This is a genomic window from Vibrio sp. Vb0888 (genome assembly GCF_033338835.1).
GTDB lineage: Bacteria > Pseudomonadota > Gammaproteobacteria > Enterobacterales > Vibrionaceae > Vibrio > Vibrio alginolyticus.
In genome coordinates this window covers 101,066-126,632 of record NZ_JAWOTL010000010.1, presented here as the reverse complement: position 1 = coordinate 126,632, position 25,567 = coordinate 101,066, and the positions used below count along the sequence as shown (strand labels likewise).

At 45.4% G+C, this 25,567-nt stretch carries 27 protein-coding genes; 13 read left to right on the top strand and 14 right to left on the bottom strand.

Annotation, left to right across the window (positions count from 1 at the left end):
* Positions 1–8: 8 nt before the first annotated feature.
* The 3 genes from R7P72_RS15330 (at position 9) to R7P72_RS15320 (ending at position 2,846) form a co-directional block, all read left to right on the top strand.
* On the top strand, positions 9–350 hold the full coding sequence (locus R7P72_RS15330) for a hypothetical protein (protein WP_017820239.1): 342 nt from the start codon (positions 9–11) through the stop codon (positions 348–350).
* 249 nt (positions 351–599) lie between these two features.
* On the top strand, positions 600–2,378 hold the full coding sequence (locus R7P72_RS15325) for a S8 family peptidase (protein WP_017820240.1): 1,779 nt from the start codon (positions 600–602) through the stop codon (positions 2,376–2,378).
* A gap of 12 nt (positions 2,379–2,390) precedes the next feature.
* Positions 2,391–2,846: a hypothetical protein gene (locus R7P72_RS15320; RefSeq protein ID WP_005375850.1), complete on the top strand. Its 456-nt coding sequence runs from the start codon at positions 2,391–2,393 to the stop codon at positions 2,844–2,846.
* A 146-nt stretch (positions 2,847–2,992) separates the two neighbouring features.
* Here R7P72_RS15320 and R7P72_RS15315 read toward each other — a convergent pair whose 3' ends face one another.
* The 3 genes from R7P72_RS15315 to R7P72_RS15305 form a co-directional block, all read right to left on the bottom strand.
* A complete protein-coding gene (locus tag R7P72_RS15315; protein WP_213906882.1) occupies positions 2,993–3,922 on the bottom strand; it encodes an SRPBCC family protein in 930 nt (309 codons plus the stop codon).
* A 137-nt stretch (positions 3,923–4,059) separates the two neighbouring features.
* Positions 4,060–5,301, bottom strand: coding sequence for a sensor histidine kinase (locus tag R7P72_RS15310; RefSeq protein ID WP_213906883.1), 1,242 nt, complete (start codon positions 5,299–5,301; stop codon positions 4,060–4,062).
* Positions 5,273–5,941, bottom strand: coding sequence for a response regulator transcription factor (locus tag R7P72_RS15305; protein ID WP_025767686.1), 669 nt, complete (start codon positions 5,939–5,941; stop codon positions 5,273–5,275). The genes R7P72_RS15310 and R7P72_RS15305 overlap by 29 nt, the downstream gene beginning before the upstream one ends.
* An 89-nt stretch (positions 5,942–6,030) precedes the next feature.
* On the opposite strand from R7P72_RS15305, the gene R7P72_RS15300 reads away from it, so the two are divergent.
* Together R7P72_RS15300 and R7P72_RS15295 are read left to right on the top strand one after the other, a co-directional pair.
* The gene (locus R7P72_RS15300) at positions 6,031–7,230 is read left to right on the top strand and encodes a DUF5666 domain-containing protein (RefSeq protein WP_318110721.1); all 1,200 of its coding nucleotides are present in this window, start codon (positions 6,031–6,033) and stop codon (positions 7,228–7,230) included.
* 149 nt (positions 7,231–7,379) lie between these two features.
* On the top strand, positions 7,380–7,676 hold the full coding sequence (locus R7P72_RS15295; protein WP_017634219.1) for a hypothetical protein: 297 nt from the start codon (positions 7,380–7,382) through the stop codon (positions 7,674–7,676).
* A 97-nt stretch (positions 7,677–7,773) separates the two neighbouring features.
* Here R7P72_RS15295 and R7P72_RS15290 read toward each other — a convergent pair whose 3' ends face one another.
* Positions 7,774–8,823: a hypothetical protein gene (locus tag R7P72_RS15290; protein WP_017634220.1), complete on the bottom strand. Its 1,050-nt coding sequence runs from the start codon at positions 8,821–8,823 to the stop codon at positions 7,774–7,776.
* 439 nt (positions 8,824–9,262) lie between these two features.
* Here R7P72_RS15290 and R7P72_RS15285 point away from each other — a divergent pair, with 439 nt between their 5' ends.
* Together R7P72_RS15285 and R7P72_RS15280 are read left to right on the top strand one after the other, a co-directional pair.
* Complete coding sequence (locus R7P72_RS15285) at positions 9,263–9,724, top strand: hypothetical protein (RefSeq protein ID WP_005375842.1); 462 nt, start codon at positions 9,263–9,265, stop codon at positions 9,722–9,724.
* Positions 9,725–9,817: 93 nt separating this feature from the next.
* The gene (locus R7P72_RS15280; RefSeq protein WP_042521048.1) at positions 9,818–10,291 is read left to right on the top strand and encodes a copper chaperone PCu(A)C; all 474 of its coding nucleotides are present in this window, start codon (positions 9,818–9,820) and stop codon (positions 10,289–10,291) included.
* A 339-nt stretch (positions 10,292–10,630) separates the two neighbouring features.
* Here the strand turns inward: R7P72_RS15280 and yegD are convergent, their stop codons facing one another.
* From yegD to R7P72_RS15260, 4 genes are all read right to left on the bottom strand, one after another.
* Positions 10,631–11,983 (bottom strand): molecular chaperone, encoded by a 1,353-nt coding sequence (gene yegD / locus R7P72_RS15275; RefSeq protein WP_005375838.1) that lies wholly within the window; start codon positions 11,981–11,983, stop codon positions 10,631–10,633.
* 121 nt (positions 11,984–12,104) lie between these two features.
* Complete coding sequence (locus R7P72_RS15270; RefSeq protein ID WP_005375837.1) at positions 12,105–12,728, bottom strand: hypothetical protein; 624 nt, start codon at positions 12,726–12,728, stop codon at positions 12,105–12,107.
* Positions 12,729–13,052: 324 nt separating this feature from the next.
* Complete coding sequence (locus tag R7P72_RS15265; protein WP_005375836.1) at positions 13,053–13,373, bottom strand: DOPA 4,5-dioxygenase family protein; 321 nt, start codon at positions 13,371–13,373, stop codon at positions 13,053–13,055.
* Positions 13,374–13,769: 396 nt separating this feature from the next.
* Entirely contained in the window at positions 13,770–13,964 is a 195-nt protein-coding gene (locus R7P72_RS15260) for a hypothetical protein (RefSeq protein ID WP_152560954.1), read from the bottom strand.
* Positions 13,965–14,029: 65 nt separating this feature from the next.
* Between R7P72_RS15260 and pdhA the strand changes: the two genes are divergently transcribed.
* From pdhA to R7P72_RS15245, 3 genes are read left to right on the top strand one after another with little or no spacing between them, the layout of a single operon-like run.
* Positions 14,030–15,124, top strand: a complete 1,095-nt coding sequence (gene pdhA, locus R7P72_RS15255) for a pyruvate dehydrogenase (acetyl-transferring) E1 component subunit alpha (protein ID WP_025998586.1) — start codon at positions 14,030–14,032, stop codon at positions 15,122–15,124.
* The gene (locus R7P72_RS15250) at positions 15,117–16,100 is read left to right on the top strand and encodes an alpha-ketoacid dehydrogenase subunit beta (RefSeq protein ID WP_213906884.1); all 984 of its coding nucleotides are present in this window, start codon (positions 15,117–15,119) and stop codon (positions 16,098–16,100) included. Before pdhA ends, R7P72_RS15250 begins: the two co-directional genes overlap by 8 nt.
* Entirely contained in the window at positions 16,097–17,245 is a 1,149-nt protein-coding gene (locus R7P72_RS15245; RefSeq protein WP_318110720.1) for a dihydrolipoamide acetyltransferase family protein, read from the top strand. Before R7P72_RS15250 ends, R7P72_RS15245 begins: the two co-directional genes overlap by 4 nt.
* 67 nt (positions 17,246–17,312) lie before the next feature.
* On the opposite strand, the gene R7P72_RS15240 is transcribed toward R7P72_RS15245, so the two are convergent.
* Complete coding sequence (locus R7P72_RS15240; protein ID WP_136976437.1) at positions 17,313–18,278, bottom strand: electron transfer flavoprotein subunit alpha/FixB family protein; 966 nt, start codon at positions 18,276–18,278, stop codon at positions 17,313–17,315.
* 138 nt (positions 18,279–18,416) lie between these two features.
* Between R7P72_RS15240 and R7P72_RS15235 the strand changes: the two genes are divergently transcribed.
* A complete protein-coding gene (locus R7P72_RS15235) occupies positions 18,417–20,078 on the top strand; it encodes an electron transfer flavoprotein-ubiquinone oxidoreductase (RefSeq protein WP_053307768.1) in 1,662 nt (553 codons plus the stop codon).
* Positions 20,079–20,137: 59 nt separating this feature from the next.
* On the opposite strand, the gene R7P72_RS15230 is transcribed toward R7P72_RS15235, so the two are convergent.
* Positions 20,138–21,022: a LysR family transcriptional regulator gene (locus R7P72_RS15230; RefSeq protein WP_005388553.1), complete on the bottom strand. Its 885-nt coding sequence runs from the start codon at positions 21,020–21,022 to the stop codon at positions 20,138–20,140.
* Positions 21,023–21,139: 117 nt separating this feature from the next.
* Here R7P72_RS15230 and R7P72_RS15225 point away from each other — a divergent pair, with 117 nt between their 5' ends.
* On the top strand, positions 21,140–21,811 hold the full coding sequence (locus R7P72_RS15225; protein WP_005388562.1) for a type 1 glutamine amidotransferase domain-containing protein: 672 nt from the start codon (positions 21,140–21,142) through the stop codon (positions 21,809–21,811).
* Positions 21,812–21,895: 84 nt separating this feature from the next.
* On the opposite strand, the gene R7P72_RS15220 is transcribed toward R7P72_RS15225, so the two are convergent.
* Entirely contained in the window at positions 21,896–22,543 is a 648-nt protein-coding gene (locus R7P72_RS15220; protein ID WP_213906887.1) for a glutathione S-transferase family protein, read from the bottom strand.
* A gap of 118 nt (positions 22,544–22,661) precedes the next feature.
* Between R7P72_RS15220 and R7P72_RS15215 the strand changes: the two genes are divergently transcribed.
* Positions 22,662–23,492: a LysR family transcriptional regulator gene (locus tag R7P72_RS15215; RefSeq protein ID WP_053303701.1), complete on the top strand. Its 831-nt coding sequence runs from the start codon at positions 22,662–22,664 to the stop codon at positions 23,490–23,492.
* A 9-nt stretch (positions 23,493–23,501) separates the two neighbouring features.
* On the opposite strand, the gene R7P72_RS15210 is transcribed toward R7P72_RS15215, so the two are convergent.
* From R7P72_RS15210 to artQ, 3 genes are all read right to left on the bottom strand, one after another.
* Positions 23,502–24,074 (bottom strand): protocatechuate 3,4-dioxygenase, encoded by a 573-nt coding sequence (locus R7P72_RS15210; RefSeq protein WP_053303702.1) that lies wholly within the window; start codon positions 24,072–24,074, stop codon positions 23,502–23,504.
* 138 nt (positions 24,075–24,212) lie between these two features.
* Positions 24,213–24,881: an arginine ABC transporter permease ArtM gene (gene artM, locus R7P72_RS15205; RefSeq protein ID WP_053303703.1), complete on the bottom strand. Its 669-nt coding sequence runs from the start codon at positions 24,879–24,881 to the stop codon at positions 24,213–24,215.
* Positions 24,878–25,567 (bottom strand): arginine ABC transporter permease ArtQ, encoded by a 690-nt coding sequence (gene artQ, locus R7P72_RS15200; RefSeq protein ID WP_005388570.1) that lies wholly within the window; start codon positions 25,565–25,567, stop codon positions 24,878–24,880. The genes artM and artQ overlap by 4 nt, the downstream gene beginning before the upstream one ends.

Below are 25,567 nucleotides of genomic sequence, written 5' to 3'. Positions count from 1 at the left end.
AAGCACACATGAAAAAAAATCTAATCATTATTACTTTTGCGCCTCTATTTCTTATGGCGTGTAGTAATCAGCAAGCATCTCAACTGGGAATGCGCAGCAGCAGTGTCAACGTATATGCCCAGCAAATGAGTAACACTCAACTATGTGAAACTCTCTACTACAACCGTGCAACTAACCAAACCAAAGTGGCGATTGGTGCTGAGTTCAATCGACGTGGATTAAACAAAAAGTGGTGTGATAAAGAATTCGATAAGTTGTACATTAAAAAGTGGATTGATAACGTGCTGCCTAAGGAAAAAGCCGAACCTAAGAAACCAATGGCAACTATTCAACCCGCTCCAACTAAATAACCCCCCCTCTTGAAGCAGACGGTACACTCGTATTTTCTGCTTTTCACTTTTCATGCATGTTCGATGCGACATATAAAAACCTCATAGTTTCAGTAAATTAACAAAGACTTATGTTGTCCATCGAACTTTTAATGTAAACAAGTTGTAAATGGTTTTCGTCCTTATTCTTTGTCGTTAGCTTTGTTTGTTCCTGTTAGCGGAATATGAAACAGGAACTAAAAAATTCCAAACAAAGACATGAGGTCAAAAATGGAAATACGCATTAATCGCCTATTTGCTGCTATGTTGGCAGTAGGCATTGCACCTGCCGTCTCGGCGTTTGATCCACTCTATTCTGAACAATGGCACTTAGACAACACGGGGCAAACTGCGTTTGCGGCTAATCCTGCTGTTGCTGGGAACGACTTAAACACTAAGCTCACTCAGGCAATGGGGATTGCAGGTGTTGGTGTGAAAGTTGCCGTTATTGATTCTGGAGTGCAGATCGATCACCCCGACCTTGCAGGTAATATAGTTACAGGTAGCAGAAACTTCGTCGAAGACTCTTCATTCCCACCAAGTTATCCGGTTGATACTAATGGTCATGGCACTGCTGTAGCCGGTTTGATTAGCGCCGTCGGCAACAACGGTGAAGGCGGACGCGGTGTCGCTTCTCTCTCTTCCCTCATCGGTTTTAACTGGTTAGCCAACCAGACATTAGAAGGCTGGTTAATCTCCCATGGCATGGACCCAGCAACACGTGATGTTCGCGTATTTAACCAAAGTTACGGTTTCAGCCCTATAAACCCGATTACTTTTGATGAAAGCGACCCTCAACTAAAACTTGAAATGGACGTGATGAAAAACGTCAGCGAGAGTAACGCCTGGGGTCGAGGTGCTGTATTTGTAAAGTCAGCAGGTAATGGTTACCGTTATTTCAATGCAGGGCGATTCTTCGTATTGCCAAGTAACTTCTTTGCTGGTGGAGACAATCAAGGCTTACCGATGCACAACTCTGCTCAGTCTTATGATAACGCCAATTACTTCAATTTAGTCACTAGTGCACTACGAGCGGATGGTACGCGAGCGAGTTACTCATCGGTGGGTTCGAACGTGTGGGTTGCAGCACCAGCAGGTGAATATGGGCAAGATTTCCCTGCTATGGTCACCACTGATTTAATGGGTTGTGAAGAAGGGCAAAATACCAGTGATGGCCTTGGCATTAATGGGTTACACGGCGGAACGGAGCTCGATCCGAACTGTAACTATACCAGTACGATGAACGGAACCTCATCGGCTGCGCCGAACACATCGGGTGCCATCGCGGCAATCATGTCAACCAACCACGCACTTTCTGCTCGTGATGTACGTGCTTTACTAGCGGAGACAGCAAAAGTAACGGATAAAGCGCATCCAGGCGTACAGCTTGAATTTACTAACCATAAAGGTGAACAGGTTAGCTACGAGGCAATTGCCCCTTGGCAAAAAAACGCAGCAGGCGTAGATTTCCATACTTTTTATGGCTTCGGCGCTGTAGATTTAGATGAAGCGATGCAACGTGCTCGCATGACGAATCGTGTTTTGCCAACTCAAGTCATTACGCCATGGGTTAATAACGCTACAGAAGTAAGTGTACCCGATGCAAGTCTAGTTGGTGGTTCTTCAAGTATCGCCATTGCCGATGAGCTGACAGTAGAATCCGTTCAAGTGACATTGACACTGGACCACGCTCGTCTGCCCGACTTAGCTATCGAGCTCATTTCGCCATCAGGGACTCGTTCCGTTTTGCAAACACCGCGCAATGGTCTTGTTGGTCAATCTCTTGATTCATCGATTACTGGCTACAAAGATCAATTAATGTTGTCTAACCAATTTTATGGCGAAGATGCAAAAGGCGAATGGACGTTGCGAGCAATAGATACGAACGGCGATGAAGTCTATTCTTACATTGCATATTTCAACTCTTCCACCATCTATGACGTTCCGATGGCAAACAACGCTCAGCCCGGTGTTATTAAGAACTGGTCGATGCGCATATTTGGACACTAAGGAGTCAATAACATGAAATACAAATCATTTTCTATGCTGGCTCTCGTTATCATGACGTCGAGTGTATACGCTGAGCAACAGCTCTCTCAACAGCCTGCACCAGAACTGTTTGTGCCATCAGAAGCGGTTGAGATTAATGGCCAAGATTATCGAAAAGTGCAAACTGGCACTATTAGAACCCTATCTGAAGACGTAAAACTTCAAGCGGGTGATGAGGTGTTTAAGAATGCGTTTAGTAACGTATCCAAAGCCACTGGACTGGTTTATATCACCGTAAACAATCCTAACGAAGCGAAAGCAGTCGCCAAAGAGTTAAAATTAGAAGTTATCTTCGCAGAGGGGGAATCAGCGGTGTTAAAAGCATCTCAAGATCAAGATCTGCTAAGTATTAGCGACTACCTAAACGCAGACAGCCGGGTAAAAGCGTCTAAAATTGAACTAAACAGCGGTAAATACCGTGCACAATAATTCTCTAACAAGAGAAGTTGGCCTGTAAAACCATGCCTCAGCGATTGCTGAGGCATTTTTATGGGTAGGAACAGATAGGCTATTATTCTTTAATAACATTTCGCATAACCAGTATGATACCTAAACACCCTACTCGCCTGCGCCTGTCATTTCTTAAACAAAATAATTTCCGTTCTTAGCTCTTCTTCCGTGGTTTCCTTCGGGCTATTCAGATAGCGTTCGATTCCTAAAGGACTGGTTTTGACTTTCATACCACTCTGACGAACCAAGTTCATCGCTAAAGCCCATGCATTTCCCAAAAACTGATATTCACCTCGGTGTTCAACGACAAATGTTTCACTCTCAGGAATGGTACCGGTAACCGCCCCTTGAGGCGCTGGTACTGAGTTATGAAGAGGAAAGCAAGTGATAAACTCGAATGTACCTTTCTGCATATCCATCGACTGGTAATAACAAAACAATTGACCATTCACGGATAGGGTTTCGTCACTAATTAACTGTTCTAGTTGCTGAACATGCTTCTCAATTACCGAACCTAATTCCTGCAAGCTAGCCACACCCTTGATCCCAATGTAATGAATTTGAGGCAACGTTCGGTTACCTATTTCGACTAAGTCTGAATGCACTCTTCCGGTTTCAAGCTTACTTTTGAGCATGCGTAACCCACGTTGATAATCCATCTCTATCATCGACTTAAACATACTTTTCAGAAAGAACAGATACCAAGGGACGCGAGATTGCATTTGCCATTCGACTAAACAGCCATTTTGTGACGGCGTCACGATTAGAGTCACCTTTCCATGGCTCTTGATTGGGCGAAAGAAATGTAGCTCCATATCTAATCGATGCTCTTGAGTACTTTCCAGTACAATCGCGCCAGTCCCAATACGCTGACCATTCCATTGATAACCAGCTCCAACGTGGCCCTGATTATCACTGAATGTCAGCTCGCAGCTTGGTTCAAGAATGATCCATGGTGACCAGCTGGGCCAGTGTTTGAAGTTCTTGAGATAGCCAATAATTTCACTTTGATTCTTATTAATTTCAATACTTCGGCTGACCTGATAAGAGAGCATAACGGTTCCTCGAGTTTCCGCTTCACTAACTTCAGTCTAATTCAAATTCCAGTTTTTTCTTGTTTGACTGCGGGTTAGATGCGTACGACAAGAAAAAGCCAGAGCGTTAAGTCTCACTTGAATCAATACGCACAAAGCTAAGAGCAGAACTCCACTTTTGCACTAAATCGAACACCATCATCGTCCAGTACTAACGCCCACCCCATCCGTTCACATATTCGTTGTACGATAACAAGCCCACAACCATAACCAGCGTTGTACGTCTCGTTGCCATCGTGACGGTTTAGGATCTTAAGCGCATGACCTTTCAACTCAATTTCAATATCTCCCACACTATAGCTAAAGGCGTTTTTAATCAGATTGTTGATTACAATGGTCACAAAACTCTCCGGTGCATTCACGACACCACTATGTTGTTCGTGCAAAGCGTAGTTCGAATCTTGCTTGGCAAATAAAGGAGCCAGCTCTTCCATTTGTTTTTGTAAACAAGTAAGAAGCTGATGCTCTCCGTAATGTTGAGGCTCTATTTTCTCTTTACCAAGTAAGAGAAACGCTTCTGTCAGTACACGCATCTCGTCACAAGCTGACTGCATCCTCGTGATGGCTTTTTGCGCAACTCGAGGTTGATCAGGAAGACGCGTCAGAATGTCTGTTGAGCCTTTAATCACCATGATTGGCGTTCTCAACTCATGCGATGCAAAACGGCTAAATTCTTGTTCTCGTTTGAAGTAGCCCGCGATATCGTTCTTATTATCCAGCAAAGTCTGCTCTATCTGGCGTGTTTCGCTGAACTTAGTTTCAACTTGGAAAGCGGGTTGATCCGGTGACATTTGGCTAATTTTGTCTTCAATTTGCGCTAATGGCCGAGACAATATTCGCACCATGTAAATGCCATACCCAACCATGATAAATGAAAACAAACCACCGAGCAGCAGCGTAAACTGATGCAGCGAGCTTTCGTATTCGTCCAAGTAATCATCTGAGTCATCTTGAAATACAATGTACATAAGCCCCTTCCCTGAGGGATGGTTCAATACAACAAAGTGTTTATCTTCTTCACCAAGCAGGTATTCGTAAAAACCAGGTGAAGTAAAAGAGAGCAACCAATCCGGTGTCGGAGCTTCACTCCAATATGAGTTGAACTCCAATACGTTTGGCAATGGCGCATCCCAGCCCTGTTTCTCGAAATTCTCACTATAAAGCGCAGCTTCAGTATCGAGCCAGTGATGTAAACTCAGCACTTCCAGTTTGTTTTCTGCCACATAAATCAGCGACCAAAAAAGAGTAAACATCACAAACGTCATGACCCCAAAACCCCAACGGATCTTGCGATAAATGCTTGGATATTCGTTATGCTTTAAGTCGGTAACCTTGTCCATGAATAGTCTCTAATCGTGATTCTTCAAAACCTTTGTCTAGTGCGGTTCTTAAACCATAAATATGGCTACGAAGTGCATCACTTCCCGGTGGTTCGTCTCCCCACACACTATCGATCACTTCTGTGCGCGAGACCGCTGCTGGAGCACGTTGGAGGAGCAATTTTAAAATTTTAGTTTGAATTCGACTCAGCTTAATTTCTTTGTCTTTTCTCGTTACTTTTCCTGTACGCGCATCTAAACAAATATCTGCAAATTTGAGCGTTCCGATATCTTGTCTTGGACCACGATTAGCCAAAGCATGAACACGCAAACTGAGCTCTTCCATCGCAAATGGCTTCATTAAATAGTCATCTCCCCCCGCTTTAAAAGCCGCGATTTTGTCATCTAGCGTATCTTTTGCCGTTAGGAAGAGAATTGGCGTTCCACATAACTTATCTTGTCGAAGCTTCTGTACCGTACTGATGCCATCGAGCTTCGGCATCATGATATCCATGATAATTACATCGTAATGATTTTCCTCGATTAACTTAATCGCAGCCTCTCCATGAAACGCACAATCGATAATCATGCCTTCGAGCTCAAGATAGTCTGCAATCGTCTCCGAGACGTTATGGTTGTCATCTACAATTAAAATTTTCATAAAATCACATTTCTTCACGATCTCTTCACGATATGCCCAATAAGATACAGGCAATTTCCTAAACTCGCTCGTAAATTGAGGTTAATACAATGAAAAAACTCGCTCTTATTTCTGTAGTAGGTTTGGCATTGTCTGGTTGTGGTGGTTCAGGTGGTGGCAGCAATAGCGATAGCACACCAACTCAACCAACAGTGAAACCAAGTGTAGCGATGGGCTCTGTTGAAGCGGTCAACGCTGAAGAAAGCACGTTAACCGTCAATGGACATACGTATCGTGTGTCTGAGGTGGTTTATGACGACACACAAGTGCAATTGGCCGATGTAAAACCCAAAATGGTGGTTCGCGTGGGGTCAGATATTCGGCAAGCTTCGGACAATGGCGTCCGAGTCACACTTGAACCAACCATTACAGGACGTGTCACAGCGATTGATCATGTGAAGAAAGCATTCACGGTAAACGGCATAGAGCTGCAGTTTGACGATTTAAGTGATGATATAGAAGTCAACGACTGGGTGATGGTGTCATCATTGCCAACTGCTGATGCGGGTTATCGAGTGTTGTCTGTGGTCGAACTCGACGTAGATAACGATTACCCAGTACTTGATAACGACTACGAACTGGAAGGCCGTATTACCAGTATCGATGAAAATGCTGGAACATTTAAGTTACGTGGAAAAGTAACGGTGGCATATAACAACGTTAACCAGCTTAGCATTGGTCAATGGATTGAAGCCGAAGGTGAAATGCAAAACGGTATCTTCATGGCACATGAGGTAGAAGTTGAAGACTACGACGATCTAAAAAATGACAGCGATGTGGAAGGTATCGTGACTTGGGTTGCCAAGGATTATAGTGAGTTCTATCTAAACTACCGAGGAGCCTTCTTCATTGATAAGGCAACACGCTTTGAGGATGGTAGCAAAGCTAATCTAGAACAAGGTCAAGAAGTAGAAGTGACCTCTGTGATGAAAAATGGCAAACGCACCGCTACCGTCATCGAATTTGAGCGGTCGGAGTTTGACAATGACAACCAATGGCGAGGTAAAGAGTTTGAATGTGAAGGCTATGTATCAAACTACGATGCTGATTCAAGAGCATTTAAAATCGAGCATTGTGAGAATGATGCTGATCAAGTACTAAGTAATACCACCGTTGTGATTGATGCGCAAACACGCTTCCAAGGCATTGAAGAACTTAACCTAAATGGTGCTCGTGTCGAAGTCGAAGGTGTGATCATTAACGACCAAAATATTGCCCGTGAAGTGGAGTTAGACGTTTACGACAACTAATCCCTTCTACGCTTAAGAAAAAGTGTCACTTCGGTGGCACTTTTTCTTTTCACCTTACTTTGCTTCCCAAGCTCAAACCAACAAATTCTCAGTCAAAGCCTTTTCTCTCCGTTACACTTTACCTATGTTTCACAACATTGGTGACGAATATGAAAAAACGCAACCTCATTTTGTTAATCTTGTTTTTTGGTTCAGCCACGAGCTTAGCTAGCGTTATGGATCCTGACTGCGATGCAGAAAAGGCAGCTAAAGCCGCTGCGACAAAAGCCGTGGTTGGTGTTGGGGGTCGCTGTACGCCTAAAGAGGCACTGAAAGATACCGCAGTTGATGCAGGAAAAGACAAATTGCCAGATGAAGGGATGGCGGGTAAAGCTGTTGATGCAATGACACCGGAAAAAGAGAAGAAAACGGTGAAAGACGTAACCAAAAAGCTCAATAAAGATTGATACGCTTTCTTGTAGTTAACTTTAATAGCGAAACTCCCCCCTCCCAAAAAAAAAGAGCGCCGATTGACGCTCTTTCCGAACTCTAATAGATAACCAATTATGCGGTTTCTGCTTCACCTATCCAATGATAATGGTGGTTGGCTTTTTTCCCCACTAAACCGAGCTCTGCCAATTCTTCAAATACCTTGTCTACCTCTTCCGCAGACAGCCTAAACTGTTTAGCAACGGCTTTTTTGGTGCACGTAATTTGATGCGTTTTAAGTGCATCGCTAACTTGCTCTAACAAGGTTTTCGGTTCCTTTGGTTCTTCTGGCTCCGGCGCAGCTGGTATTTCTTGCTCTTCTTCCTCTTTTATATGAGGAAGATAACCCGCAGGCGCTGGGTCTATATCGCGAACTGTTTTCAATATCATGCCCTCATTTCTGCGATAGAAATATCGGAACCGTTGCTCTTCACCAATCAAGCCAACAAAAAATGCAGCAAAGAAGTCCAAAAGAATCGAAAGAAATACAACCAAGCCAAGCTGAGCTTGCTGAGAGGTGGTACCAAATGCGTTGGCTAGGCTATCAATCAAACCAATCACTGAGCCTTGCGTAACCGGCGGTAAACTATCACGCTCCATAGCCAAGCGTTGCTGCTCTTCACGTAAGGTTTTGTTTTGATCCTGAATGCGAGTTACACCAGTCGCGATACGCTCCATCTCGATGTATTTCTGCGCTGCCATATTGTTGAGCTCAATCTGCTTATCGATTGCCGCAATCTGACGATTAAACGCTTCCACTTTCGCCTGCTCTACCGAAATATGACTTTGTGCACTATTGGTTGCACTATTAATCCCACCAATACTACCGCCAATGGAAATCGCAGCTAAAACTAAATAAAACACGAGAGCGGTTGCTGCTCCTGTGTAGTTGCGATGGGCTCGGCGCTCACCGTATTCATACCAAGCGTAAAATTTACCCGCTTCAAAAATGATCGCTAAACCACCAAATAAGGTTTGCATCATCGGGTTTTCGTCGATAGACAAAAATAGCAATAGAGAAAAAATAGTCGATGCTAAAATCGCAGCACCGGTGAATGCATATACACTCACCATGGCAAATCGACCTTTAGGGTATCGATATCCAATCTGTTGTTCGTATTTCATTTGAGAAATTTCTTAAGATTAATCGCCCCTCCGACTAAGTAGGACGGACGTTTCTGGCATGTACAAAGGAGCGCAGAATACCGTATCCTTTATTAAATTACTGTCATAATTCCGTTAATGGAAAACAAGTGAAGATTCGGTGTGCATTTTGAATCGATATCAGCCAAATCTAGCACGTAAAAACACCACCACGACACCCACTAACCGAAGCTTCAGTGACATATAAGAGAGATTAATTCGGTATCTTCAGAAGCGACTAAGCAAGACTGACAAGTTGAATTGGAGGTTGTGAATGTCAGCCGAATCAAGACATTAAAGCGTTAAAAATAGGCAACAAAACAAATAATGCACACTTGCATCACCTTTTAGTAAACTGATAATTACATTGTTTGGTTAATTTGTTAGTATCCCGCGCCGAAGAAGATAAGCACTCAATTGTATGGAAAACACTCTAATACAGCACAAACACCATCGCTTGCACGCTATTGCGGTTATTATCGCGGTGTTGTTTCAGTTGTATTTAGCGTCCACAGCCGCTCTTAATCCTACACAAGTTCACAGCACAACTTGGCTCAACAAAGTCCAAAGTGAAAAGGTTTTACTGTGTACCGCAGATGGTTTCAAATGGGTGGATATCAATACGTTGATTGAGGCTAACGCTCAATCTTCTTCTAAGCTCATCCAAGATCTTAACTTACACGACGGCTTTCAGTTTGAATGTCCGCTTCTTCAAGCTGTTCAATTCTTTCTTCTGGTTGCGATTGGGCTTTACCTGACAACCATCCATTGGCTGCGCCGAGTAAAGTATGCACTGACGACTTATCATTTTTCAAAATGCGATAAGTTCGTTTACAAACACATCGCGCCTAAGCACTCTCCGCCGAGTGTTTTTCCTGCCTAACAGGCATCTAATCATTGACAACTTTATTCAAAAATAACGATGACTCTGTTTGTTGTCCATTCAGAGAAGCTATTCATTCAAAAGGAAAAACACATGCTTAAATCATTTAAAACCGCCGCTATCGCGCTTATTGCTGTCATCGCTAGCCCACTGAGTTTAGCGCACGATTATGAAGCAGGAAAAATTCATATCGACCATCCATGGAGCCGCGAAGCGCCACCAAACGCACCTGTTATCGGTGGTTTTTTTCAATTAACCAACCACGGTGACAGTGAAGATGCATTGATCGCAGCAGAAAGCCCAATCGCAGGGCATGTCGAAATTCACACGCATAAGAAAGAAGATGGTGTGATGAAAATGATTAAGATTGACGAAGTGCGCGTTCCAGCCAATGACTCAGTGTTGTTTAAGCCAGGCAGCTTCCATTTAATGATTTTCAATCCAACACAAACTCTTAAAGAGGGTGACCGCTTCCCTATGACTTTAACCTTTAAAAACGCAGGTAAGGTTGAAGTGGAAATGGCGGTTGAGAAACAAGGCCACATGGAAAAACACATGCATCATTAATGACGCAAACAAAAGTGCCCGCTGATTTAGCGGGCATTTTTATCTCAGCTTAGTCAAAATCATTATCCAACAGGTCCTAACTCGACTCTTCAGAACAATGGTGATAAATAACGCTTGGCGAAACGGCGTCATATATCATAACAGCGTGCTCGGGCAAGAGATTCTAAATCACGCTCGTTCCTCGCTATTCAGAATGACCTTGAAAGACTTAAGATCCTAAAAAGGTTCCCTACCCGCTTAAAACTCAACCTCTCGACAAAGTTATCCAACCATCACTTGGCAAGCCTAAATGAAATCATAAGTTTGGCAACAAAGACCCACGGTTAATCGGCTTTCTTTCTACTTGAAACAAACCTCAGCCCAACGAGCTAAGCCGGCAGTTACTGAGCCAAAATAGTTTCCACTGACAACCGGAATACTTGGCAGTACGGTTTGCACCGCATCGCGCAAGATTGGCGAGCGTGCCGAACCTCCAGTCATAAAGATAGCATCGGGTTTAACTCCAGCTTGCTCTACCGCTTCTGTCACCAACGCCGTCATTTTATTCTTTGGCGACTGGATCGCTTCGATCATTTCGTCACGTTGTACATCAACTTCAATCGTTTCTGATAGTAAGTTGATGCCAGTTCGGTAAGAAGCTTGTTCTGAAAGTGCCACTTTTGCCTCTTCGGCACGGCGAACAATGTTGTAGCCTAAAGACTCATGATACACCTCTAGCAAACGAGCAAGTTTTTCTGGCTCTTGAGCCTGCTTTTGAAGCAACTTTAACGCTGATAGGTTCTCTCGCGAATAGAAGTCACTCTGCGCTTCTACATTATTGATTGCTATCGGGTTCCAGAATTGGGTAGTCGGCATCACAATGCCTGACTCCATTTTACTTCCCATGCCAAAAGGGAACATGAGCTGCTTAAATGCTAGCGCGATATCAAGATCATTCCCGCCGACACGCTGGCCACTGTGAGCTAACAAGCTTGCGGTCCTATCTGCTTTGCCGCGCCAAGACGGTCCCATTTGGATCAACGAACAGTCCGTTGTACCACCGCCAATATCGACTACTAGAATGATTTTATCTTCGCTGAGTGTCGCTTCATACTCTAGGCCCGCCGCGACAGGCTCAAACTGAAACTCCACATTTTGGAAGCCCGCACGTTTCGCTGCCCGCAACAAAATGCGTTCAGCCTGAATGTTAGCCGTTTCACCGCCACGCCCATGAAAGTTAATTGGTCTGCCGATCACAGCATCGGTAATACTTTGCTGCGCATCGTTTTCGGCTTGAGACTTAATATTGTCCATCATCGCGCAGACAAGGTCTTCGAAGAAAGCCAATTGCACATCACGCAAGCCAGATGCACCAAGAAAAGACTTCGGCGATTTCACATAATAGATATCGCGAGGATCTTCCAAATAGAGATTAAGTGCAGCCTGACCAAACGCGATGTCGTCGGATTCTAAGTCAATACTTTCTTCTCGGTTTAAATTGATTGCCCGGCGTAAAACCTGCTCACCAACTTGATCTAATGGTTTAATATCTCGATGGCGAAATAAATGCTCGGATACCGATTCACGAGTCGGTGCAGCAAGGGTGGAAGGAATAAAAGGGCTGTTTCCTTCTAGATTAAGCAGTACTGGATCACCCGATTCCATTTTAGCCACTGAACAGTTTGCAGTACCATAGTCAAAGCCGATAAACATTGTTTCTCCCACTGTCCCACTGATTAGTGGCCTTTTGACCGTTAAAAAGCTGGCAATGCTAACTTAATGGCATAAGAATTACTATCCCAAAATCAAGTGTAATTTAACGTGGAAAACCTATCTAAGGTACACTACTTTCTCTTTTTGCAGATGGCACAACAACCGCTACCAGTAAAGCTAACAACAGGAACACGGGGCTAAGCATTAATCCATGCCAGATTGAATACCCATCATGGAACAACCAGAATATACCAAGCGTCAGTAGGTACGAAAAGTAGCTGCAAAACACCAAGCTAATCGCGACAAAGCGCTTTTGATTAATAATAAGAATCCGCACTAGATACTGGCTAAGAATACCAGAGCAGCGCATGGCAAGTTGCCAATTAATGATAAAGAAAGCAAGCGCAATAAACCCAGCTACGACCAGTGCATCATGCGTGCTTAAAATGAAGTAGCTACCAAATCGGCTTATGATGACCGGATAATCGCCTTCGTATATCGTTGACCAAGATATTGCGTTCGCTGCTGCTACGTAATTGGCAAAATAAGCAATGGCGTAGAAAGTCGTTTGAGAACTGAACGGCTGAAATACATCCGTACAAAATCCTCGCCACTCTTCTTTGTTGGCGGTAGGCCCAACCCAGTCACGTTTTTTTTGGGCGGTACGCCCGGCAAACTCAGGCCCGTTGCGAAACAACAGCCAAAATATATAGAGTGCAAGTATAACCAAGAGTATTGAAAACATACCCTTCCCCCTCAGAAATTATCGGCGCCACTGCCAATGGCGTTGGGGTCGTAAACTGCACTTCCCTGCTATACCTATTTGATTTATCAAAGACTTATTATTTTATTACCACCAAAATTCATTCAACGGCATACTAAACAGCGACATTTTCACGCTTTGTGTGAAGTTCGAAAGCCTACTTTTAGGTTTAGCACAAAAATAGCTACAGCAAAGCGTAAGAGAGGGATTCCGCACCCATCAATGAAGATGAGGCGTTAAGCAGAAGCTGTGACCGCAATGAGAAGAGAAGGATTCAAAGCGGCCATGCATGGGCAAGAGGAGCAACTATTTCTCTAACTTTTCTTCAAATACACCAATCTCTCTGCCCAACCAAATCGCGCGTTCTGTGTGATCGAGCAACTCTTCTTCGCTTACTGGGTGAATAAGCACAGAAAAATCGCCTCGAATCGTATCAAGCCACGCCAAGAACTCTTCACTCAATGATTCTAGGTGAATTTCAAACATCGGCATCTTGTGTGGGCCAACTAACCTTCCAACTAATGGAAACACACGCAGCACATCTTGACGCTCTTGACGGATGATCTCGTTCAAGGCTTGCGCTTTATCTTGTTCTCTTAGGGGAAAATAAACATGAGCGTGGTACATAACTTCTCCATAATCACTTCCACTTGAGCACCACCTACTTTGGATAAGCTCAAGGACTGCCGAGGGTATACATTTGTAATGCCGTCACCCTACCTTGATTCCACTCAGTTGGGAAGAAGTTATGCATTCTCATAAGGTCGAGGCTTCGAGCACAACAAAAATTTGCAATTCATCATCTAGCAACTGTTTGAGTTGATTCATTAATAATGACTCACTTTGTCAAATTTTACAGCCAAATTTTGTTGCAAATATGTTTCATTAACCAGTAATTAAATTCGAGTTTAAAAATACCACCAACAAAATAGCAGCATATTACTCTGCAAAATTAGGGTGTAAGCAAAACTTTACTACTGAGCGAAAGTCAAAATGAAGCATAATTTAACAATTTGTTTACACTTATTGTATCTGGCTATACCACGATTTAGTTAGAGGGTTAGATACAGAAAAGCCTTTCTCTGTATCTTGCGGTGAAATAATCGCAGCGATGTTATCGACAAATAGTTTAAGGGACGAACAGATGCCTACCGCTATCGAAAGCACACGCAACCTTAGGTATGGCCTTTGCGCTGATATCAGAGTTTGAGTACCCATACAAACTCTGGTTTTGTATGAATAGCTGCAGTCCAAAAGACCCGCAGCGTCAAAAGGAGCTTGAGATGAACGTTCAGGCATTACCCATGCATCGGTTTATCGACCATCGTGGGGACCTAGTCGGCCAACTACCCAACTGGGCTGACACTGAAACATTGGTCGGGTTTTACCGAGACATGGTATTAACTCGCACTTACGACAACAAAGCAGTTGCCTTGCAACGCACCGGTAAGCTAGGGACCTATCCCTCACACTTAGGCGCGGAAGCCATAGGCATTGCGGTAGGCAGAGCACTTAAAGCCGATGATGTTTTTGTCCCTTACTACCGCGATATGCCTGCGATGTGGTGTCGTGGCATTGGCATGGAAAAGAACCTTCAATACTGGGGGGGCGATGAGCGCGGGAGTGATTTTGCTCCTGAGGGCAGTCCGGTTCCTAGCCGAGACCTTCCCTACTGTGTACCCATAGCGACGCAATGTACGCATGCTGTCGGGGTGGCTTCCGCGCTAAAAATTCAAGGTAACCATGAAGCTGCGCTAGTCATGTGCGGCGATGGTGGTACATCCAAAGGGGACTTTCTTGAGTCAATAAACTGCGCAGGTACTTGGAATATTCCACTTGTTTTCGTCGTAAACAATAACCAGTGGGCAATTTCAGTGCCGCGTAGTCTCCAATGTGCCGCCGATTTCTTATCAGAAAAAGCGCAAGGTGCAGGTATACCGGGTATTACTGTCGATGGTAACGATGTCGTCGCCGTTTATGATGCAACTAAAACCGCCCTTGAGAGAGCAAGAAAAGGGAAAGGCGCAACACTCATCGAAGCGGTGAGTTACCGACTGAGTGACCACACTACGGCCGATGATGCGACTCGTTATCGTAAAGAAGATGATGTTCAAACCGCATGGCAATACGAACCTATCGCACGTCTTAAAACGTATCTCCTTAATCAAGGCGCTTGGAGCGACGAACAAGAACAGCAATGGCTAGATTACTGTAAAGAGCAAGTAGAGTTAGCTGTTGAACGCTATCTGAGCTTACCGCCACAAGCACCAGAAACCGGTTTCGATTATTTGTATGAATCGCTACCTCAAGAGCTTCATGCACAAAGAGATGAACTCATCAACAAGGCAATGAGAATGCAGGGAGGCAGACATGGCTGACCTAACGTTGGTTGAAGCAGTAAACCTTGCCCTGCACCACGAAATGCAACAAGACCCCAATGTTGTCGTATTAGGTGAAGACGTGGGCGATAATGGTGGTGTATTTCGTGCCACTGTTGGACTCAAGCAAGAGTTTGGTCTTAAACGAGTCATCGATACGCCACTCGCTGAAGCCTTAATCGGCGGGGTTGCGGTCGGTATGGCAACGCAAGGATTACGACCTGTCGCCGAATTTCAGTTTCAAGGTTTCGTTTTTCCTGCGATGGAGCACTTAATGTGCCACGCGGCTCGAATGCGTAACAGAACTCGCGGTCGGCTCACTTGTCCCGCGGTTTTCCGTGCGCCATTTGGCGGCGGTATCCACGCTCCGGAACACCACTCAGAAAGCGTGGAAGCGTTATTTGCTCACACTGCTGGATTTAAAGTGGTGATTCCTTCTTCTCCACAACGCGCATACGGCTTACTTCTCGCTGCAATTAGAAGCAATGATCCCGTCATGTTCTTCGAACCGAAGCGCATATATCGCACCGTTAAATCTGAAGTCGTTGATAACGGCGAAGCACTCCCACTCGACACCTGCTTCACCTTACGCAAGGGGCGAGATATCACGCTCGTTACTTGGGGCGCATGCGTCGTAGAGTCACTTCAGGCCGCGCAAACCTTGTCTAGTCAGGGAATTGAAGTCGAGGTGATTGATTTGGCGAGTATTAAGCCAATTGATACCGCGACGATTTTCAGCTCACTAGAAAAAACTGGACGTTTACTCGTTGTTCATGAAGCGAGTAAAACTTGTGGTGTGGGATCTGAGCTATTAGCTCGAACAGCTGAACACGCCATGTGCTTACTTAAAGCCCCACCTAAACGAGTAACTGGAATGGACACCATTATGCCTTATTACCGTAACGAAGATTATTTCATGGTTCAGAAAGAAGACATTGTGACCGCAGCGCGCGAACTCGTGGAGGATTGGAAATGAAAACGTTTAATTTACCCGATCTCGGTGAAGGTCTCGCTGAGTCAGAAATTGTCAAATGGCACGTTAATGTCGGAGACATGGTTAAATTAGATCAAGTGATCTTAACCGTAGAGACAGCAAAAGCGACGGTAGACGTCCCTGCCCCCTATTCGGGCCGTGTGGTCAGCCGTCATGGTGAGGAAGGTGAAATCGTCAATATTGGAACATTACTGCTAGAGATTGATGAAACAGGTGCCGGGATAGAAGTAACGGAAGAGAAAAAAGCCACTGCTGACGCCGCAACCGTCGTCGGTAGCGTTTCTCACCAAGCGCATCATGTTAACGTTGATGATCTCTGGATTGGTGGCAACCACAACACGACAGAAAGTAACCTCGTTACCGCCCTGCCTTCGGCTCGCTTGTTGGCACAAAAACTTGGGGTAGATCTTAACCTCGTGTCAGGTAGTGGCCCGAACGGACTTATCGTAGATGCCGATATTTACGACGAAGCCGGAAAACAGCGTCCAGGCACCGAAGTTTTGAAAGGCGCTCGACGTACCATGGTATCGTCTATGACCGAGTCGCACGAACATGTTGCCGCCGTAACCATTACGGAAGAAGCATTGTTGGAAGATTGGCTGCCAAACGAAGATATCAGTATCCGCCTTGTTCAAGCGATTGTTCATGCGTGTCAAGAAGAGCCCGCTTTAAACGCTTGGTTTGATGCCGAAACCATGACACGCTGTGTACACACAACGGTCAATGTAGGAATTGCAGTAGATAGCCGTCATGGATTGTACGTGCCAGTCTTGCGCCACGCAGATGAATACGAGCCACAAGATGTTCGTCGTTGGCTCGATCAAACCGTTGAAGGGATCAGAGAGAGAAAAATCGGTCGTGAGCAATTGCAACACGCGACGATTACGCTTTCCAACTTCGGCGCGATTGCCGGTATTTACGCGACACCTGTCGTCACACCGCCACAAGTCGCTATTGTCGGCGCGGGCCGAATACTCGACCGAGTTGTGATAAGAAATGGTCAAGCAATTTCGGTGAAAGCAATGCCGCTATCCGTAACGTTTGATCATCGCGCTTGTACTGGTGGTGAAGCTGCAAGGTTTACAAAAGTACTTGCAGAGCACCTGCAACGTCCGAGCGAAAAGTAACTTATAAAAATCAAATGATAAAGGCTTCCAGTCCGGAAGCCTTTTGTTTTAGGAAGCAAGACTATATCTACAGCTTCTCTAACAGCTCAGGCATTACCACAAACAAATCGTCGACCAATCCATAATCTGCAATGTCAAAAATAGGCGCATCAGGGTCGCTATTAATTGCAACAATCACCTTGGAATCTTTCATTCCCGCCAAATGCTGGATCGCGCCAGAAATTCCGACGGCAATGTATAACTCCGGTGCAACAATTTTGCCGGTTTGCCCGACTTGATGGTCATTAGACACATAGCCCGCATCGACCGCCGCTCGTGACGCCCCTACCGCTCCACCTAGCTTGTCAGCCAATTGTTCTACTAAAACAAACTTCTCTTTACTCCCGAATGCACGACCACCCGACACCACTACTCTAGCCGCTGGCAATTCTGGTCGCTCACTTTCTGGCGTTTGTTGCGAAACAAACTCACTAAGTTTATTGATAATCACCGTGTCGACTTGAGTAAGCTTAGGGACAACTGGCGTGTCAGATATCTCTGCGGCATCAAAAGCCGTACTTCTTATGGTCATCACTTTATAGGGGTCATTCGACGTGACTCTCGCCAATGCATTTCCAGCATAAATTGGACGAATCACCGTATCGATAGACTCGATTGTCATCACGTCAGAAAGTTGACCAACATTAAGCAACGCCGCCACACGAGGCATCACATTCTTACCAAATGTACTGGCAGGAGAAAGAATGTGTGAGTAGTTTTTGGCTACTTGTGAGATCAAAGGTGCGATATTTTCCGCTAATCCATGTTCATATCCCTTCGCATCAACCCAGATAATTTCTGCAACACCTTGAACACAATTCAACTCATCCAAAACTGATTGGCACTGATAACCAATAAGCAACACAGAAACAGGAAGCGATTTATCATCATCCTTAATCTCAAATGCCGCTTTAATTGCACACAGCGTCCCTACAGCCAACGATTGGTTGTCATGCTCTGCGAGCACAAGTGTTGCTAATGGTCGGTCTTCCATGGTCATGCCTCATATAACACGTCAGATCCATTACTTGAGCTTAGTCCACTTCACGTTAACGTCAACTGAGCTATAGTTTTCTGTATAGAAACCAAAAACCTGTCACGCAGATGACGATAATAGAAAGGAAGCATAGAGATGGAACGAGAGTGCATGGAGTTTGATGTCGTGATCGTGGGGGCCGGACCTGCAGGCTTAAGCGCCGCTTGTCGGCTAGCTCAACTCAGCCAAGACAGTGAAGGTGACGCACTTTCAATTTGCGTTGTAGAAAAAGGCTCAGAAGTGGGCGCACATATTTTATCTGGCGCTGTTTTTGAAACTAGTGCCTTAGATGAGCTTTTCCCCAACTGGAAAGAAATGGACGCCCCGCTAGCAGCCTCAGTTCAACGAGATGATTTCCTTTATCTTACTACTGAACAAAACCATATTCGCGTTCCCCACTTCCTTACACCGCGTCCAATGATAAATGGCGAGAATAATTACGTAATTAGCCTTGCCAACCTTTGCCGTTGGCTCGCTAACCAAGCAGAAAATCTTGGGGTGGAAGTTTTTCCGGGCTTTGCCGCTGCAAGCATCAATTATGATCAGACTGGCGCCGTGACAGGCATTAACACGAGCGATATGGGACTAGATAAGAACGGCCAGGCCAAACCTAACTTTGAACCAGGTATCGAGCTAAGGGCAAAATACACCCTTTTTGCTGAAGGTTGTCGCGGACATCTGGGTAAAGAACTTATTCAAAGGTTCGACCTAGACGCAGGAAAGCAACCACAGCACTACGCGCTTGGCCTAAAAGAGGTATGGGAGTTGCCCACTGACAGTAAGGATGTATCTGGCAGTGTTATCCACTCCGCTGGCTGGCCCTTGAGTGAAACAAATACCACAGGCGGCGGTTTTCTCTATCACATGGAGAACAACCAAATCGCCGTGGGGCTTATTGTCGACTTGAATTACAGCAATCCTTACTTGAGCCCGTTTGACGAATTTCAACGCTTTAAACACCATCCTGCTATTGAACCACATTTGAAAGGTGCTCAGCGCATCGCTTACGGCGCAAGAGCCATTGCGAAAGGTGGACTTTCCTCTCTGCCGAGACAGCAATTCCCTGGCGGTTTATTGATTGGTTGTGATGCGGGGACTTTGAACGTTGCTAAAATTAAAGGCAGCCACACAGCAATGAAATCCGGAATCATTGCAGCAGAAGCGGTACATACGGCCCGACAAACTGGAGCTTCTGAGCCAGACTACCAGTCGTTGTTTGAATCATCATGGTTGTATGACGAACTCGCTGAAACGCGTAACTTTGGTGCGAACATTCATAAGTTTGGCAGCATACTGGGCGGTGCTCTTTCGACTTTTGAACACAACCTGTGGCAACCACTGGTTAAGAAGCCGTTACCTTGGTCTATCAAGGACTATTCGCACGATCATGAGCAGTTAAAACCTAAACAAGAGTGCCACCCAATTGCATACCCAAAACCAGATGGTGAAATCAGTTTTGATAAGCCTTCGTCGGTATTTTTGTCGGGAACACAGCACGAAGAGAATCAACCTTGTCACCTTGTTCTGACTTACCCTCACATTCCAATTGATGTGAATTTAGGTATGTATGACGAGCCGAGCCAGCGCTATTGCCCAGCAGGGGTTTACGAAGTGGTGGAAGTTGAGAGTAAGTTGAAGTTTCAGATAAATGCCGCCAACTGCGTGCATTGCAAAACCTGTGACATCAAAGATCCTTCACAAAACATCACATGGAAAGCACCAGAAGGCGGTGGTGGACCGAGCTATCAAAACATGTAGATACGTTAGTATGTTGACGATCTAACAAATGGATAAACAAACCGATTGGCAGAGCCTCATTACTCCTGCCAATCGGCAAAATGATCAAGTAGAAAATCGATAGCCAATCGCGCTCGTAGTGGCAGAAAGTGACGATTCTGATAAACAATCCAGCTGCTGTTGCCACTTCCCCAATAGGGCTCTAGGATTGGCACCAAACGACCAGACGAAATAGCATCGTTGAAACTACTCTTCGGTAAGTACGCCACACCTAATCCTTCTGCACAGGCTTGCAAGACCGTGTGTGCGTTATTGCTCTTCCATCTGCCCTGCACTTTTACGCCATCTAAAGGCTTGCCGTCTTTTTCAAACAACCAAACGTCCTTATTGGCAATAATGCAGCTATGACGCTTGAGTTGCTCTGGGTGCGTTGGTAAACCATGTTCATCGAGATAACGCTGACTGGCTGCCGCTGCCATGGGACGATCCACCAGCTTTCTCGCAACCAAGCCTGAATCACTCAACCTGCCGTAACGAATGGCAAAATCGAAACCATCTTCAATAAAGTTGACCATGCTGGTGTTGAAGTTAATTTCAACCGTGAGATTAGGATGTTGCTTGGCAAACGCCATCAAGGCAGGCGCTACATGGTTCTCAGAAAACGCACCAGCGGCACTCACACGTAACGTACCACTCAATTGAGTTTGCTGCGTGGTGAGTTGCTCATTGGCTTGCTGAAGCCCAATCACCAACTCTTTACACTGTTGATAATACGCTTGCCCCGCTTCCGTTAGACTCACCATTCTTGTCGAACGTGCTAACAAAGCGACACCTAATCGCTCTTCTAGTCTTGTGACTTGGCGACTGACGTGACTGGTACTGCAACCTAACTGTTTTGCCGCTGCAGAAAACCCTAAGCTCTCAGCAACCGTAACAAACTCATTGATGCCTTCAAAACTGTCCATACTTACCTTTGCTATATAGCAATAATGTTTTGCCAATTAATCATATTATCACTTATTTGTTTAGCAATTAGTATGAAGGTGTTCAACAAATATACGTAAGCCAAAAAGGAAACCATCATGAAAAAAGTACTCATCATTGTGACGAACCATGCGACCCTTGGTGAAACTGACCAAGCAAACGGAACTTACGCGCCAGAGCTCACTCATGCGCTTAGCGAGCTACTAGGTGCAGGCTTCGATTACGACATTGCCTCTATCAAAGGCGGGCAAGCACCACTGTACGGAACCGACATCGAAGGCGACGCAGTCAACGAGAAAATCTTAGCGGATGATGATTTCCAGAACCGCATCAACAACACGATTCCAGTATCACAAATCAACGGTGACAACTACGATGCGATCTTCTATCCGGGTGGTTTTGGTCTTCTTTCAGACCTAGCGAGCAACGAAGATTTTGCCAAGATTTCCGCAAAACACTATGAAGATGGCGGTATTGTGGCAGCAGTTTGTCATGGTCCGGGCGCTCTTCTTCCTATCACGCTTAGCAATGGCGAAAAGCTGCTTGCGTCTAAATCAGTAACAGGTTTCACTCGCGAAGAAGAGATCGACTTCGGCACCATCAACGATATCCCATTCCTATTGGAAGAATCTCTTGCACGCAGCGCAGCGCGCTACTCTAAAGTGCAACCATGGCAAGAGTTTGTAATTGTGGATGATCGTGTCATCACAGGTCAAAACCCAACGAGCGCACACGGCGTAGGCAGAGCGATTGTTGAACACCTAGCTTAAACGCGCCGGAAACTACAACTATCCTAGAAGAGGAAAGCGTGCTTTGTCATGCTTTCCCTTGCTACAGGCGATCGCAAGATGCGCTTATACTTCTTCCCCTGCCTCGTCCTCTTCTACGATATCCGTTTCTTGGCTCGCCTCTTCCAACCATTGCTGTAAAGATTCACTTGCTAGCACCTTCTGTTGGTAAGCTTTGGCACCTTCGGATAACTCGATACCGTAAGTTTGGAAACGCAATACCACAGGTGCATACATAGCATCCGCTATCGACCATTCTCCAAATAGCCAACCTTTTGGATGCAGTTCTGCTTGCTCTGCCCAAATAGCGTCAATGCGAGCAATATCTTTACGTGCTCCCTCCGTTAGATCGACTTTTCTGCGTGCGCGGATGTTCATTGGGAGTTCGCTTCTTAAGTTAAAGAAACCCGAATGCATTTCTGATGCGATGGCGCGTGCTTTAGCCCGTTCCGCAGACTTACTTGGCCATGCTTTGCCTTGTAAGTATTGCTCGTTAACGTATTCCAAAATAGCTAATGAATCCCACACGGTTGCGTCATCATCCACTAAGGTAGGGACTTTCACGGTTGGTGTAATACCTTCCAAGGTCTTATAAAAATCTTCCGTGAATAATTTGAGCTTGGTGACTTCGACATCCAGTTTGAATTGAGAAAAGATCAGCCATGCGCGCAGTGACCAGCTTGAGTAGTTTTGGTTAGCAATAAACAGTTTCATGACGCCTCCATGCGGTTTGTGTTTTGAGTACCCATTCACAATATCTGATTGTATTTAAGGGGACTAACGGATAGTTTTGATGGAACACTTCAACAAAAACGATGGATGAGTTTTAGATATGGATATCGATGCGTTACGCAGCTTTCTGGCTTTTGTCGAAACGGGAAGTTTCACTCGTGCAGCCAAGCAGATCAATCGCACCCAGTCCGCATTCAGTGCGCAAATGCGTAAGCTAGAAGACGAACTCAGCGTCAGTTTGTTTGAAAAAGAAGGTCGCAATCTTGTCTTAAGTGAAGCGGGATTAGCACTACGCTCTCACGCAGAGCAATTGGTTAGCTTGCACAATCAAGCACTGAAACAAGTGAGGCGCTATGAAAACAAGCGCCCTCTTCGCTTAGGTTGCCCAGAGGATTACAACGACAATATCTTGCCTAAAGTCATCCGCGTATTACAGCAATCTGAGCCCACATGTTCAATTCAAGTCTTCAGTGAGCCAAGCATCACCTTGAGAGAGAAACTAGATGAAGGAAAGCTAGACGCCGCTATTGTGACAAGAGCACCGGATAGTGAAGAAGGTTATTGGCTAGCGAGCGACAAAGGCGTGTGGATTGCTCATCCTGATTTTGACATTGAGAACGCCCAACCTCTCCCTCTCGCCCTATTCCAAACCGACTGTAAATACCATGCGGCAGCAGTAGACGGATTAACCAAACGTGGCACTCCTTATCAACTACTGGCATGTTGCAATACGGCTTCTGCACAACGAGCAATTGTACGTTCAGGCATGGCTATCGGTGCGATGGGCAGTATTAGCGTTAGCGAGGATCTTAAGATCTTAGACGATATGCCATCGCTACCTTCCGTGGATATCGTTTTGGTCACGGGCGTCGAGCCTCATCCGACACTGGATAAAGAATGCTTGGCGCAATTGGTTGAATTAATGGCTTAACCGGATTAGCTAGCCAATCACAAAGTTAAATTGGCCCGTTAACCGCCCGTCGATTCGTATAGTTTCAAACTGCAGATAATCACGGGCTTTGCCTCCCCACCATTCATCGCCAGTATTGTCTTTCAAGTACAACTGAGTGGTCAGAAGTTCTTGATTATCTCGCAACAACTTAACGTGAATGTGCGGTGGGCGAGAAGCATAAGGTACAGGGTACAAGGTCTGAAACAAGTAGTGACCATCCGATTGAGTTTCTACCGCGCCAAAACCTGCAAAGTGAGTATCAAACTTATCATTATTTGGCTGCTTAGGATGATCGTAAATCCCCTGCCCATCGCATTGCCAGATTTCTACTTTGATGCCTGAAACTGGGTTTCCCGATGTATCTACGACTTTACCTTGCAACACGATAGGTTCACCGACCAAGCCTTCTGATTGCAGAATCAAGTTTTGACGAAGAGGAATATCCACTACTGGATAAAATGGCCCTTCTGTTTGTGCTGGCGTCGGCCGCATTGGTGTCGTCGCTTTTAAAGAGGGGGCGAACAACAATGTCCACAACGCTAAAAAGTGTCTTCTTTCCATGGTGCCACCAATACAATTGCATTGAATTAAGTTTGGTGGAACTTGAGGGATTTGCCATAACGAATATAAAAAATGCCCCTGCAAGAGAGTCATTTGCAAAGGCACTGTGGAACGAGATGATGAGTGTTGATTGAAGGTTTATGCGGCTTCGAACGCCAATGCTTTCTTCTCTACCTGACGGAAAATAAGAGTTAGCACACCATTTACCGTTAAATAAAATGCGCCCGCAATACCAAATACAGTCAACGTATCGTAAGTTTGTGCGTTAATGCGCTGCGCGTAACCCATCAGATCCATGATCGTAATCGTGCTTGCTAGTGACGTGCCTTTGAAGACCAAAATCACTTCGTTCGAGTAAGCAGGAACAGCACGACGAATAGCGTATGGTAGCAGCACTTTTAGCGTTGCGGTTTTGTTCATACCCAGAGCACGACACGCTTGCCATTGACCGGAAGGAATCGCGTTAAACGCTCCTTTGAACAACTGAGTGCTGTATGCAGCGGTATTCAACGCTAACGCCAACATCGCACAGAACCAAGGTTGGCTTAACCATGTCCAGAATACACTTTCTCTTACTGCGTCAAACTGACCAGGACCGTAGTACACCAAAAAGATCTGTACCAACAAAGGCGTACCAGTGAACAAGGTGATGATGCCACGACTTACCCAATGCAAACCCGGAGTACGCAGGATCAGAGTCAGCGTCATCATCAAAGCTAAAAGACAGCCCACAACCAAGGAAGCGGCGGTCAATTGAAGGCTAGTGCTTAAGCCATCCAGCATTTGCCAAACGTGTTGTTCGTTCATGCGGTGGCCTCCTGTCCCATGCTCATACCTTGAATTGAGAACTTCTTATCAATCAGTTTGACGGCACGTTGTGTAATCAAAGTAATGCCTAAGTAAATCGCCGCAGCGGTCGCGTACCATGTAAACGCTTCATGCGTCGCTGCAGATGTTAGCTGCGCTTGCTTCAACAAATCCGTTACGCCAATCAGTGATACAAGCGCGGTGTCTTTCAGCAGAACCAACCATTGGTTAGTTAAACCTGGTAGTGCGTGTCTTACTGCTTGTGGTAAAACAATGCGAACGAAAGCGTGTGCTTGACTGATGCCGAGTGCACTTGCTGCTTCTCTCTGCCCTCTTCCAACGGCTTTTAATGCGCCACGTAGAGTTTGAGAAGCGTAGGAAGCGAAGATCAATGACAACGCCACCACGCCAGACAAGAACGGGCTAACTTCAATAAAGTCGCCGGTGATTAAAAACAGAACCTGCGTCGAACCAAAATAGATGAACAACACGACAAGGATTTCTGGCAAGCCACGTACAATCGTCACAAACGCCGTCATTGGCCATTTAACGAAAACGCGGCGAGACATTTCACCACTGGCGAATACCACTGCCAGAATCAAACCGACTAAGAGGCTTGTGAAGGCCAGCTGGACAGTCATCCAACTAGCTTGAACAAGCGATAAAGAGTAACCCGTTAGTGCCAT

Coding starts and splice junctions, on each gene's coding strand:
- R7P72_RS15290 (WP_017634220.1), bottom strand. CDS start 8,823: ATGAAATACGAACAACAGATTGGATATCGATACCCTAAAGGTCGATTT.
- R7P72_RS15220 (WP_213906887.1), bottom strand. CDS start 22,543: ATGAAACTGTTTATTGCTAACCAAAACTACTCAAGCTGGTCACTGCGC.
- R7P72_RS15215 (WP_053303701.1), top strand. CDS start 22,662: ATGGATATCGATGCGTTACGCAGCTTTCTGGCTTTTGTCGAAACGGGA.
- R7P72_RS15225 (WP_005388562.1), top strand. CDS start 21,140: ATGAAAAAAGTACTCATCATTGTGACGAACCATGCGACCCTTGGTGAA.
- R7P72_RS15305 (WP_025767686.1), bottom strand. CDS start 5,941: ATGAAAATTTTAATTGTAGATGACAACCATAACGTCTCGGAGACGATT.
- R7P72_RS15230 (WP_005388553.1), bottom strand. CDS start 21,022: ATGGACAGTTTTGAAGGCATCAATGAGTTTGTTACGGTTGCTGAGAGC.
- R7P72_RS15280 (WP_042521048.1), top strand. CDS start 9,818: ATGCTTAAATCATTTAAAACCGCCGCTATCGCGCTTATTGCTGTCATC.
- R7P72_RS15325 (WP_017820240.1), top strand. CDS start 600: ATGGAAATACGCATTAATCGCCTATTTGCTGCTATGTTGGCAGTAGGC.
- R7P72_RS15330 (WP_017820239.1), top strand. CDS start 9: ATGAAAAAAAATCTAATCATTATTACTTTTGCGCCTCTATTTCTTATG.
- R7P72_RS15250 (WP_213906884.1), top strand. CDS start 15,117: ATGGCTGACCTAACGTTGGTTGAAGCAGTAAACCTTGCCCTGCACCAC.
- R7P72_RS15265 (WP_005375836.1), bottom strand. CDS start 13,373: ATGTACCACGCTCATGTTTATTTTCCCCTAAGAGAACAAGATAAAGCG.
- R7P72_RS15315 (WP_213906882.1), bottom strand. CDS start 3,922: ATGCTCTCTTATCAGGTCAGCCGAAGTATTGAAATTAATAAGAATCAA.
- R7P72_RS15270 (WP_005375837.1), bottom strand. CDS start 12,728: ATGTTTTCAATACTCTTGGTTATACTTGCACTCTATATATTTTGGCTG.
- R7P72_RS15320 (WP_005375850.1), top strand. CDS start 2,391: ATGAAATACAAATCATTTTCTATGCTGGCTCTCGTTATCATGACGTCG.
- R7P72_RS15245 (WP_318110720.1), top strand. CDS start 16,097: ATGAAAACGTTTAATTTACCCGATCTCGGTGAAGGTCTCGCTGAGTCA.
- yegD (WP_005375838.1), bottom strand. CDS start 11,983: ATGTTTATCGGCTTTGACTATGGTACTGCAAACTGTTCAGTGGCTAAA.
- artM (WP_053303703.1), bottom strand. CDS start 24,881: ATGAACGAACAACACGTTTGGCAAATGCTGGATGGCTTAAGCACTAGC.
- R7P72_RS15295 (WP_017634219.1), top strand. CDS start 7,380: ATGAAAAAACGCAACCTCATTTTGTTAATCTTGTTTTTTGGTTCAGCC.
- R7P72_RS15300 (WP_318110721.1), top strand. CDS start 6,031: ATGAAAAAACTCGCTCTTATTTCTGTAGTAGGTTTGGCATTGTCTGGT.
- R7P72_RS15310 (WP_213906883.1), bottom strand. CDS start 5,301: ATGGACAAGGTTACCGACTTAAAGCATAACGAATATCCAAGCATTTAT.
- R7P72_RS15210 (WP_053303702.1), bottom strand. CDS start 24,074: ATGGAAAGAAGACACTTTTTAGCGTTGTGGACATTGTTGTTCGCCCCC.
- R7P72_RS15285 (WP_005375842.1), top strand. CDS start 9,263: ATGGAAAACACTCTAATACAGCACAAACACCATCGCTTGCACGCTATT.
- artQ (WP_005388570.1), bottom strand. CDS start 25,567: ATGGCACTAACGGGTTACTCTTTATCGCTTGTTCAAGCTAGTTGGATG.
- R7P72_RS15260 (WP_152560954.1), bottom strand. CDS start 13,964: ATGGGTACTCAAACTCTGATATCAGCGCAAAGGCCATACCTAAGGTTG.
- R7P72_RS15240 (WP_136976437.1), bottom strand. CDS start 18,278: ATGGAAGACCGACCATTAGCAACACTTGTGCTCGCAGAGCATGACAAC.
- R7P72_RS15235 (WP_053307768.1), top strand. CDS start 18,417: ATGGAACGAGAGTGCATGGAGTTTGATGTCGTGATCGTGGGGGCCGGA.
- pdhA (WP_025998586.1), top strand. CDS start 14,030: ATGAACGTTCAGGCATTACCCATGCATCGGTTTATCGACCATCGTGGG.